20 protein-coding genes are annotated in these 9,106 nt (G+C 37.4%); all 20 read right to left on the reverse strand.

Annotated elements, in window-relative coordinates; translation table 11 throughout:
• Nucleotide 1 precedes the first annotated feature (1 nt).
• Nucleotides 2–571 carry a 30S ribosomal protein S5 gene (gene rpsE, locus ACYQZV_RS02190; protein WP_459892732.1) on the reverse strand — a complete coding sequence of 190 codons (570 nt, stop codon included), beginning with the start codon at nucleotides 569–571 and terminating at the stop codon, nucleotides 2–4.
• A gap of 9 nt (nucleotides 572–580) precedes the next feature.
• Entirely contained in the window at nucleotides 581–949 is a 369-nt protein-coding gene (gene rplR, locus ACYQZV_RS02195; RefSeq protein ID WP_459892734.1) for a 50S ribosomal protein L18, read from the reverse strand.
• A gap of 11 nt (nucleotides 950–960) precedes the next feature.
• A complete protein-coding gene (gene rplF, locus ACYQZV_RS02200) occupies nucleotides 961–1,506 on the reverse strand; it encodes a 50S ribosomal protein L6 (RefSeq protein ID WP_459892736.1) in 546 nt (181 codons plus the stop codon).
• 11 nt (nucleotides 1,507–1,517) lie between these two features.
• Complete coding sequence (gene rpsH, locus ACYQZV_RS02205) at nucleotides 1,518–1,928, reverse strand: 30S ribosomal protein S8 (protein ID WP_459892738.1); 411 nt, start codon at nucleotides 1,926–1,928, stop codon at nucleotides 1,518–1,520.
• A gap of 10 nt (nucleotides 1,929–1,938) precedes the next feature.
• Nucleotides 1,939–2,127 (reverse strand): type Z 30S ribosomal protein S14, encoded by a 189-nt coding sequence (locus tag ACYQZV_RS02210; protein WP_459892740.1) that lies wholly within the window; start codon nucleotides 2,125–2,127, stop codon nucleotides 1,939–1,941.
• A 9-nt stretch (nucleotides 2,128–2,136) separates the two neighbouring features.
• Nucleotides 2,137–2,700: a 50S ribosomal protein L5 gene (gene rplE / locus ACYQZV_RS02215; RefSeq protein ID WP_459892742.1), complete on the reverse strand. Its 564-nt coding sequence runs from the start codon at nucleotides 2,698–2,700 to the stop codon at nucleotides 2,137–2,139.
• A gap of 5 nt (nucleotides 2,701–2,705) precedes the next feature.
• Nucleotides 2,706–3,062 carry a 50S ribosomal protein L24 gene (gene rplX, locus ACYQZV_RS02220; protein ID WP_459892744.1) on the reverse strand — a complete coding sequence of 119 codons (357 nt, stop codon included), beginning with the start codon at nucleotides 3,060–3,062 and terminating at the stop codon, nucleotides 2,706–2,708.
• On the reverse strand, nucleotides 3,062–3,427 hold the full coding sequence (gene rplN / locus ACYQZV_RS02225) for a 50S ribosomal protein L14 (protein WP_459892746.1): 366 nt from the start codon (nucleotides 3,425–3,427) through the stop codon (nucleotides 3,062–3,064). The genes rplX and rplN overlap by 1 nt, the downstream gene beginning before the upstream one ends.
• A gap of 51 nt (nucleotides 3,428–3,478) precedes the next feature.
• On the reverse strand, nucleotides 3,479–3,778 hold the full coding sequence (gene rpsQ / locus ACYQZV_RS02230) for a 30S ribosomal protein S17 (protein WP_459892748.1): 300 nt from the start codon (nucleotides 3,776–3,778) through the stop codon (nucleotides 3,479–3,481).
• Entirely contained in the window at nucleotides 3,775–3,975 is a 201-nt protein-coding gene (gene rpmC / locus ACYQZV_RS02235) for a 50S ribosomal protein L29 (protein WP_459892750.1), read from the reverse strand. The genes rpsQ and rpmC overlap by 4 nt, the downstream gene beginning before the upstream one ends.
• Entirely contained in the window at nucleotides 3,972–4,397 is a 426-nt protein-coding gene (gene rplP, locus ACYQZV_RS02240) for a 50S ribosomal protein L16 (RefSeq protein ID WP_459892752.1), read from the reverse strand. Before rplP ends, rpmC begins: the two co-directional genes overlap by 4 nt.
• A 3-nt stretch (nucleotides 4,398–4,400) precedes the next feature.
• On the reverse strand, nucleotides 4,401–5,096 hold the full coding sequence (gene rpsC / locus ACYQZV_RS02245; protein ID WP_459892754.1) for a 30S ribosomal protein S3: 696 nt from the start codon (nucleotides 5,094–5,096) through the stop codon (nucleotides 4,401–4,403).
• Nucleotides 5,096–5,470, reverse strand: coding sequence for a 50S ribosomal protein L22 (gene rplV / locus ACYQZV_RS02250; RefSeq protein WP_459892756.1), 375 nt, complete (start codon nucleotides 5,468–5,470; stop codon nucleotides 5,096–5,098). The genes rpsC and rplV overlap by 1 nt, the downstream gene beginning before the upstream one ends.
• Nucleotides 5,471–5,480: 10 nt before the next feature.
• Nucleotides 5,481–5,807 carry a 30S ribosomal protein S19 gene (gene rpsS / locus ACYQZV_RS02255; protein WP_459892778.1) on the reverse strand — a complete coding sequence of 109 codons (327 nt, stop codon included), beginning with the start codon at nucleotides 5,805–5,807 and terminating at the stop codon, nucleotides 5,481–5,483.
• 134 nt (nucleotides 5,808–5,941) lie between these two features.
• Entirely contained in the window at nucleotides 5,942–6,808 is an 867-nt protein-coding gene (gene rplB, locus ACYQZV_RS02260; protein ID WP_459892758.1) for a 50S ribosomal protein L2, read from the reverse strand.
• A gap of 10 nt (nucleotides 6,809–6,818) precedes the next feature.
• On the reverse strand, nucleotides 6,819–7,118 hold the full coding sequence (rplW, locus tag ACYQZV_RS02265; protein WP_459892760.1) for a 50S ribosomal protein L23: 300 nt from the start codon (nucleotides 7,116–7,118) through the stop codon (nucleotides 6,819–6,821).
• A complete protein-coding gene (gene rplD, locus ACYQZV_RS02270) occupies nucleotides 7,115–7,717 on the reverse strand; it encodes a 50S ribosomal protein L4 (protein WP_459892762.1) in 603 nt (200 codons plus the stop codon). The genes rplW and rplD overlap by 4 nt, the downstream gene beginning before the upstream one ends.
• Before the next feature lies 1 nt (nucleotide 7,718).
• The gene (gene rplC, locus ACYQZV_RS02275) at nucleotides 7,719–8,417 is read right to left on the reverse strand and encodes a 50S ribosomal protein L3 (RefSeq protein WP_459892764.1); all 699 of its coding nucleotides are present in this window, start codon (nucleotides 8,415–8,417) and stop codon (nucleotides 7,719–7,721) included.
• Nucleotides 8,418–8,420: 3 nt separating this feature from the next.
• Entirely contained in the window at nucleotides 8,421–8,735 is a 315-nt protein-coding gene (gene rpsJ, locus ACYQZV_RS02280; RefSeq protein WP_459892766.1) for a 30S ribosomal protein S10, read from the reverse strand.
• 10 nt (nucleotides 8,736–8,745) lie between these two features.
• Nucleotides 8,746–9,106 (reverse strand): EF-Tu C-terminal domain-related protein (locus tag ACYQZV_RS02285; RefSeq protein ID WP_459892768.1); only part of this gene is annotated, 361 nt, incomplete at its 5' end.

Here is a 9,106-nt window from a genome sequence, read left to right on the forward strand (position 1 = left end):
CTCACCTCGCATATATATTGTATCTTTCTCTAAGATCTTCAACAGAAGCACCTTTCACCTTAGCAATAGTTTCTATATCTCTTAATTTTAAAAGCGCATCAAACACTGCTCTGACAACGTTGTGATTGTTAGAGCTACCCACTATTTTGGTAAGGACGTCTGTATATCCAGCAAGCTCAAAGATAGGTTTTGCAGCACCACCAGCTATAACACCAGTTCCTCTTCTGGCGGGAAAGGCAATTATACGAGCAGAACCATACTCACCAACAACATCATGGGGTATCGTACCATTTACTATAGGCACCCTAATAGTTTTCTTTTTAGCATCTTCTATGGCTTTTGCAATTGAAAGTGGCACTTCTCTAGCCTTACCAAGACCAAAGCCCACATATCCTCTTCTATCACCTATTATGACCAACGCACTAAAGGAAAAACGTTTACCACCCTTGGTAACACGAGTAGTCCTTGCAGCTTCCAAAAGCCTTTCTTCAAATTGTATATCGTCTAAGGTGGTTATACCTTGCTCTATTCTCTTAGCGTCTATCCTTTGGTTTAAATCTTTAGCGCCCACATCAACCTCCTAGTTTATAAGCCCTAATTCTCTACATTTTTCTGCAAAAGCCTTTACTTTACCATGGTAGAGATAGCCAGACCTATCAAAAACAGCCTTCTCTATACCTTTTTCTTTGGCTTTTTGAACCAAAATCTCAGCCACCTTCTGAACAGCTTCAATAGATTTGCCACCTCTTTTACCAGTGGCATCCACATACTCTTTGCTAAGCGAAGAAACTGTCAATATGGTTTTTCCCATTGAATCATCCACTAAAGATGCGTAAAAGGCGTTCAAGCTTCTATATATACACAACCTAGGCCTTGACGCAACACCACTTATTTTTTTTCTAATTCTCCTATGTCTCTTAATACGCTTTTCTTCTCTTGATAATTTCATAGCTAAACTCCTTACTTTTTACCTTTTCCAGCAGATTTACCAGGTTTTAATTTTAGCACTTGACCTTCATATCTTATGCCCTTACCTTTATAAGGGTCTGGTTTTCTAAACTTTACAATCTCTGCTGCCACTTGCCCAACTAGCTGTTTGTCTATACCGGATACTGTAATTTTGTTTTCTTTTACTTCAAGCTTTATACCAGCAGGAGGCTTATAGTATATTGGATGAGAATAACCCAAGTTAAGCTCAAGCTCCTGACCTTTCATAGCAGCTTTATAACCAAGGCCTACCACCTCAAGCGTTACTGAGTATCCTTTCACCACTCCTTCAATCATATTCTTTATAAGAGCAGCCGTAGTACCATGCATCGCCTGGGCAAAAGGAGATTCTTCATTTTTTGAAACTACTATTTGGTTGTCAACCAACTTTACATTCACAATATTGTGTATAGGCATGGATAGTTTGCCTTTCGGCCCTTCTATTATAAGTGTATTGCCATCTAAAGAAACCTTTACGTTGCTTGGTATAGATATTGGTTTTTTACCTATTCTAGACATAATCCTCTCCTTTAATAAACATAGCCTATTATTTCGCCGCCTTTTTTTAATTTTCTAGCTTGGGCATCCGACAAAATACCACCATCACAAGATATTATAGCCAAACCCAACCCTCTTCTAACGTGGGGCATTTTTTTAATTGGTCTATAAATTCTTCTACCGGGCGTAGAGACTTTTTCTATATTCTCTATGGCAGAGCGCGTTTTCCTGCTATCTAAATACTTTAAATGTATCCTTATAGTAGGTTGATTACCTTTTTTATGAACATCATCTTCCAAAATCTCGTAACCTTGTATATATCCTTCTTGTTTTAAAAGCTCCAAAATGTTTTGTTTCAATTTAGAGTGTGGCACATCAACAAAATCCCTTTTTCTTTGTATACCGTTTTTAATTCTAGCAAACATATCAGCTATCACATCCATATCCTAAACCTCACCAACTTGATTTTCTTACACCGGTGATTTCGCCACCTAAAGCCATCTCTCTAAAGCAAAGTCTACACATGTTAAACCTTCTTAAAAACCCTCTAGGTCTACCACAAATAGGACATCTATTTTTTTGTCTAGTTGGATACTTTGGAAAATGTTTTAAATCCTTTACTACCTTAGCTTTTCTAGGCATATTTCCTCCTTAATAAGCTCTTATTGGCAATCCCAAAAGTGCCAACAAATACAAAGCCTCTTCATCAGTCTTAGCGCTTGTATGAATCAATATATCCATACCTCTTATAGCATCTACCTTTTCATAATCTATCTCAGGAAACACTATTTGTTCAGACAAGCCAAAAGCGTAGTTGCCCCTTCCGTCAAAAGACCTAGGGTTTAGACCCTTAAAATCTTTAACACGTGGCAAGGCAACAGATATGAGCTTATCTAAGAAATTCCACATTCTATCTTTTCTTAAAGTAACTTTAAGGCCTATCGGCAAACCTTTTCTCAATTTAAAAGATGCTTCAGATTTTTTGGCTTTTCTAATGGAAGGATGCTGGCCTGTTACAAGTTTCAAATCTTCCATCGCCCTATCTAAATTCTTTATATCACTTATAGCTTCCCCTACGCCCATATTTACAACTATTTTAACTATCCTGGGTACTTCCATTGGGCTTTTATAGTTAAACCTTTCCATAAGCCTAGGCATAACTACTTTTTCAAATCTTTCTTGCAATCTTTGTTTTTGTTTAACATCTGTAGACATAAGCCTTACCTCTTCACCTTATTTTTTTCATACACAAGGTCTATGTTTTCATTGCATTTTTTACAGTATCTATATTTTCTTAAAACATCGTCTTTTTCTTCAATCCTAAAACCCACTCTAGTAGGCTTAGCACATTTAGGACAAACTAGCATAACCTTAGATATAGGCATAGGAAGCTCTATCTCAAATATGCCGCCTTCTCTTACACCTTCCACAGCTTTTACGTGTTTTTTAGCTATATTTATGTTTTTAACAACTACTTTTCCCGATTTTGTATCTAAAAATTCTACTACGCTAACCTTGCCCTTGTCTTTTCCAGCCAAAACCTTTACTCTATCACCTTTTTTTATTTTAAAAGCCATTATACAACCTCCGCTGCTAAAGAAGCTATCTTGGTAAACCCTCTGTTTCTTACCTCTCTGGCTATAGGACCTAATATACGAGTACCCAAAGATTCTCCGTATTGATTTAACAGTATAACAGCGTTATCGTCAAACTTTATATAAGAACCATCGCTTCTTTTCACTTCTTTTGCCACTCTTACCACAACGGCCCTATAAACTTTACCTTTCTTAGCGGCACCGTTTGGAGTAGCTTCTTTTACAGTCACAGTAACAACATCTCCAACACTTACATACTGTCTTAACGCATAAGGAATACCTATAATTTGCACCTTCTTCGCTCCAGAATTATCAGCTACATTCAAATAACTTTGCCTTTGTATCATAAGCGCTCTCCTAAAAAATCTTCATGAAACAGATATTATAACATATTATTCCTAAGATTGCAACTTAGAATTAAAATTGCTATCGGAATTATTTTTAGATAAAATCTTTACTACAACCCATCTCTTTGTTTTAGATATTGGTCTAGTTTCTCTTATCAGTACCAAATCACCTACAGAACACATATTTTCTGGATCGTGAGCATGAAACTTTGTAGATTTTATAACCCTTTTGCCATACAAAGGATCCGGCATTTCTCTATTCACCTTAACCACTACAGACTTATCCATTTTGTTGCTTACCACTATTCCCTTAAACTCTTTTCTTTTTTCGTGCCATTTTTTCTCTTTCATACACTCAAGCCTCTCTTTTTCTCGTTTATAACAGTTAAAATCCTAGCTATATCTCTTTTAGTGTCTCTTATTTTTGAAGGTTCTTTTAGACCTTCTATTTTCTTTGTTATACGAAGTTTAAACAACTCTGATTTGAGTTCTTTTAGCTTCGCCTCTAACTCTTGTATGCTAAGCTGACGTAAGTCTTTAGCCTTCATGCTCCTATGCCTCCTGCCTTAACTAATCTTATTTTTATAGGCAACTTAGCAGAAACTTTTCTAAAAGCCTCTTCCGCCATTTCTTGTGGCACATCAGAAAATTCAAACATTATCCTGCCAGGCTTAACAACGGCTACATAACCTTCTGGATCACCCTTACCACCACCACCTCTAACTTCAGCAGGTTTTCTAGTATATGGCTTATCAGGAAATATTCTAATCCATACCTTGGTGCCTTTTCTCAAATTTCTTACAAGAGCTATACGAGAAGCTTCTATCTGTCTTTGGGTAATCCAACAACTCTCCAAAGCCTGAATACCGTATTCCCCAAAGGCTACTTTGTTTCCTCTAAAAGATTTTCCTTTTAAAGTACCTCTTTGAGTTTTCCTATATTTTTGTCTACTTGGTTGTAAAAAAGACATATATTATACCTCCTTAGTTTGGCTTACCAGGTCTTCTTCTATCTTCTTCATTATCTCTTCTTTTCCGCCTTTTAAAATATCACCTTTATAAATCCATACCTTTATACCTAGTATCCCGTATTTCGTGTAAGCTGTAGCAAACCCATAATCTATATCAGCCCTTAACGTTTGCAAAGGCATCCTTCCCACCAAAAACCATTCAGCCCTTGCTAAATCAGCGCCACCTATTCTACCTTTTACTTGTACTTTTATACCTTTTGCACCGCTTTTAATAGCGTTGTCTATAGCCCTTTTCATAGCCCTTCTGTGAGATACACGCCTTTCTATCTGAAGAGCTATGTCCTCTGCCACAAGCTGAGCATCAAGCTGGGGAACCCTTACTTCGTCTACACTCAAGCTTATGTCTTTATTTTTAACTATTTTTTCCAAATCGTTTTTTAATTGATCTACTTCTGCACCTTTTCTACCTATTATAATACCTGGTTTTGAAGAGAGTATCCTTACCCTTATCTTCTCCCCAGACCTTTCAATTGTCACCTTAGATATGCCTGCAGATTTATATCTTTCTTTTATATATTTCCTTATTACAATATCTTCATGCAACACACCAGGATAATCTTTTTTAGAAGTACACCACTTGCCTAACCAATCTTTGGTTACACCTATTCTAAAACCTATGGGATGTGTTTTTTGACCCATTATTTAGCCTCCTCGTTCATCTCTTTTGGTTCTCCTAAAACAATCGTTATATGAGAAGTATTTTTTCTCATCATTGTAGCCCTACCGTGCGCCCTTGGCATCCATCGTCTAAACATAATACCTTTATCAGCTTTTGCTTCTAAAATAATTAACTTTGTAGCATCTATACCTTTTTGTTCCGCATTGGAGATAGCACTTTTTAACACTTTCTTAATTATAACAGCGGCTTTTTTGTTCATGAAACTAAGCTGATACATAGCGTATTCTACCGGTTTTCCTCTTAAAAGCCTCAACACTTGGGAAGCTTTTAAAGGTGATATTCTAGCGTTTTTATGAATTGCCTTGCTTACTACTTCCACATCTTTAACGCTCATAAGCTATACCTCACTTCTTTTTTACCACTTTTGCAGATTTATCTGGATGAGACCTAAACGTCCTAGTAGGAGCAAACTCTCCCAGTTTATGCCCTACCATCTCTGGAGTTATATAAACAGGTACAAAAGTCTTGCCGTTGTGAACAGCTATTGTATGATTCACAAACTCTGGTATTATTTGACTATCCCTAGAATACGTTTTGACAACCTTTCTATCACCAGTCTGGTTCATCTTTTTTATGGTAGCCCATAGCTTAGGGTCCACCCATGCTTTCTTCTCTACAAAAGCCTTAAACTCTTGCCATATCTCTTGGTATCTCTTTTTAGCATTTTCTATCAGCTCTTCGTTGTTAGAAAACTCTACGTTTCTTACTTTCTTATAAGCCTTTTGAGCTTTCTTGTAAAGCTTTAAAAATGTATCCAAATCCTCTATCAATCTATTTCTCTTGTTCCAAGCGCCTCTAAAACCCATTAGACTTTACCTCCGGCGTTTCTTTTAGATATGATAAATCTATCAGAATATCTCTTGCCTCTCTTGGTTTTGTAGCCTTTAGTTTTCCAACCCCAAGGAGATTCTGGATGTTTACCTTTTGTTTTACCTTCACCACCACCGTGAGGATGGTCCACAGGGTTCATAGCGGTACCACGAACATTTGGTCTCATTCCCAACCATCTAGCTCTTCCGGCTTTACCAAGCTTAACAAGCTCGTGTTCTGCCAATCCAACCACACCAATAGTAGCCATACATTTTTCGTTTATAAGCCTAACTTCTCCAGAAGGTAAACGCACTTGAGCATAACCATCTATCTTACCTATCACTTGGGCTGACAATCCAGCTGCTCTTACAAGCTTACCACCTCTCCCGGGATTTAACTCTATGTTGTGTATAAATGTACCAACAGGTATAAACTTCAACGGCATAGCGTTTCCTGGCTTTATATCTGGTAGTTCTTTACCTTTTTGAGCATCTTCGTAGCTTATAGAAACTACCGTATCTCCAACACTTAACTTATCAGGCCATATTATATACCTTTTCTCTCCGTCTTTATAGTGAAGCAGGGCTATACGAGCGCTCCTAAAAGGATCGTATTCTATAGAGTAAACCTTGGCAGGTACCAAACTCTTATCTCTCTTAAAATCTATTAAACGATATCTAATCTTATTACCGGCACCTTTCCACCTAGACGTAATCTTACCCTGCTGTCTACTCCTACCCAATGCTCTTTTGTAATAAAACGTAAGAGCCTTTTCCGGTTCTCTTCTAGTAAGCTCAGCAAAATCATAAAGTATAGCGTGTCTTTGGCCATTCGTCACAGGTTTTAACTTTCTTACACCCATATATATAACCTCACAAACTCATCAAATCTATTTTTGAATTTTTATCAAGGGTAATTATCGCCTTCTTATAACCCCTGGTAGTACCAAATACCCTACCTTTTTTAGTAATAGTCCTTTTTACTCTTGGTCTTGCGTATAAAGTATTTACCGCTTTAACCTTCACGCCAAAAAGCTTTTCCACAGCATGCTTTATCTCGTGCTTATTAGCATCTTTATGCACTTCAAATACATATTTGTTTAAATCTTCCATAAGCCTATTGGTTTTTTCTGTGATTATAGGGCGAATAATTACTTCTTCCGGCGCTCTCATAAGCTTACCCTCTCATAAATTTTTTCCAAAGAGCTTTTCTCTAAAACAATAGCATCAGCCCACAAAATATCAAAAACATTAAGACCAGCAACAGGAATAACTTTTTTATCCGGTATATTCTTAAAGCTTTTAGAAACAACGTCTTTTTGCTCACTAGTCACAACAAGAACCTTCTTGTCAGCCAAATCTTTCTCTTTTAAAAAAGAAAAAGCTTCTTTTGTTTTCGGTTTTTCCAAAGAAGACAACAAAGACTCAACCACATATATGGAGTTTGACTTAGCTTTTGTGCTAAGAGCCATCTTTAAAGCCAGTTTCCTATACTTTTTAGAAAGTTTGTATTCATAGCTTCTTGGTTTAGGACCATGTACCACACCACCACCAACAAATATATTTGCAGACCTAGCACCATGGCGAGCGTTACCAGTGCCCTTCTGAGGTAAAATCTTTTTCTTGCTACAGTTTATTTCTGACCTTGTCTTGGTGGAGTGAGTCCCTTGCCTTCTTTTGGCCAATTGCCATTTTACTACATCCCATAGAATATGCTTCTTTGGTTCTACGTTAAAAATATCGTCCCTTAGTTCTACTCCATTCACCAGCATATCACACTTCCTGCCTTAATATATTAGATGATATATAAGATAAACGACTTTGCTTTCTTTGGGCTTTTTTTCTAAAAGCAATATGACTTTTCTCTATATATACTATGCCGTCCTTATGGCCAGGTACAGAACCCTTTACAAGCACAATACCCTTGTCTTTCAAAACATCTACTACTAAAAGGGACTGCACCCTTATGGTATCGTTACCGTGTCTTCCGGCCATCCTCTTGCTTTTCCAAACTCTACCAGGATCAGTACGATTACCTACGGAACCCACAGCCCTATGGTATCTATGACCATGAGATTTGGGGAAACCTCCAAAGTCCCATCTTTTCATCGTACCAGTAAAACCTCTACCTTTTGATCTACCAACCACATCCACTAAATCTCCGGGACCAAATACGTCAACACCAAGCTCCTGACCTAAAGTAAAATTTGATACATCATCAACTCTAAACTCTTTCAAATATTTTAAAGGTGTCAAATTAGATTTCTTGAAATGACCCACCATAGGTTTTTTAAAACGGCTTTGTTTAACAGGTATGCTACCAACTTGAATAGCGTTATATCCATCTCTATCAACAGTTTTTATCTGCACAATATAGTTGGGTTCTACTTTGATAGCAGTTACTGTTACAGCAGTCCCATCATTTAAAAATACTCTCATCATTCCTAATTTTTTACCTATAAGTCCCATCATAGCCTAACCTCTCATTTTTACTTCTATATCAACACCAGCAGGAAGACTAATCTCCATGAGAGACTCTATCGTCTGAGGAGTGATCTTCACTATATCAAGCATCCTTTTGAATTCTCTAATTTCAAAGTGTTCTCTAGATTGGTCAAACTTGTGAGGTGAGCGAAGCACCGCCCAACGCTTTCTAGAAGTTGGAAGAGGAATAGGTCCTTTTACGGAACTACCGGTCCTTTTTACAGTTTCCACAATTTGCTTCACAGATTGATCCAGCAACTTATGATCGTAAGATTTAAGCTTTATGCGTATTTTATCCTGCTCCATACTACATTCCTCACTCTATAATTTTGGTGACAACACCAGCACCTACTGTTCTACCACCTTCTCTTATTGCAAATCTAAGGCCTTCTTCCATAGCAACAGGATGGATAAGTTCTACTTCAAGCTCTACGTTGTCACCAGGCATTACCATCTCTTGACCTTCTGGAAGTTTTACCACTGTACCTGTGACGTCAGCGGTTCTTATGTAGAATTGAGGTCTGTAGTTTAGGAAGAATGGAGTGTGTCTACCACCTTCTTCTTTTGATAACACGTATACTTGAGCTTTGAATTTCTTGTGGGGAGTTATAGAACCTGGTTTGGCTAAGACCTGACCTCTTTCTACTTGGTCTTTACCTACACCTCTTAAAAGCACA

Source organism: Hydrogenobaculum acidophilum, assembly GCF_054656715.1.

Coding starts and splice junctions, on each gene's coding strand:
- rplR (WP_459892734.1), bottom strand. CDS start 949: ATGAAATTATCAAGAGAAGAAAAGCGTATTAAGAGACATAGGAGAATT.
- rplF (WP_459892736.1), bottom strand. CDS start 1,506: ATGTCTAGAATAGGTAAAAAACCAATATCTATACCAAGCAACGTAAAG.
- rpsH (WP_459892738.1), bottom strand. CDS start 1,928: ATGGATGTGATAGCTGATATGTTTGCTAGAATTAAAAACGGTATACAA.
- ACYQZV_RS02210 (WP_459892740.1), bottom strand. CDS start 2,127: ATGCCTAGAAAAGCTAAGGTAGTAAAGGATTTAAAACATTTTCCAAAG.
- rplE (WP_459892742.1), bottom strand. CDS start 2,700: ATGTCTACAGATGTTAAACAAAAACAAAGATTGCAAGAAAGATTTGAA.
- rplX (WP_459892744.1), bottom strand. CDS start 3,062: ATGGCTTTTAAAATAAAAAAAGGTGATAGAGTAAAGGTTTTGGCTGGA.
- rplN (WP_459892746.1), bottom strand. CDS start 3,427: ATGATACAAAGGCAAAGTTATTTGAATGTAGCTGATAATTCTGGAGCG.
- rpsQ (WP_459892748.1), bottom strand. CDS start 3,778: ATGAAAGAGAAAAAATGGCACGAAAAAAGAAAAGAGTTTAAGGGAATA.
- rpmC (WP_459892750.1), bottom strand. CDS start 3,975: ATGAAGGCTAAAGACTTACGTCAGCTTAGCATACAAGAGTTAGAGGCG.
- rplP (WP_459892752.1), bottom strand. CDS start 4,397: ATGTCTTTTTTACAACCAAGTAGACAAAAATATAGGAAAACTCAAAGA.
- rpsC (WP_459892754.1), bottom strand. CDS start 5,096: ATGGGTCAAAAAACACATCCCATAGGTTTTAGAATAGGTGTAACCAAA.
- rplV (WP_459892756.1), bottom strand. CDS start 5,470: ATGAGCGTTAAAGATGTGGAAGTAGTAAGCAAGGCAATTCATAAAAAC.
- rplB (WP_459892758.1), bottom strand. CDS start 6,808: ATGGGTGTAAGAAAGTTAAAACCTGTGACGAATGGCCAAAGACACGCT.
- rplW (WP_459892760.1), bottom strand. CDS start 7,118: ATGAGAGCGCCGGAAGAAGTAATTATTCGCCCTATAATCACAGAAAAA.
- rplD (WP_459892762.1), bottom strand. CDS start 7,717: ATGCTGGTGAATGGAGTAGAACTAAGGGACGATATTTTTAACGTAGAA.
- rplC (WP_459892764.1), bottom strand. CDS start 8,417: ATGATGGGACTTATAGGTAAAAAATTAGGAATGATGAGAGTATTTTTA.
- rpsJ (WP_459892766.1), bottom strand. CDS start 8,735: ATGGAGCAGGATAAAATACGCATAAAGCTTAAATCTTACGATCATAAG.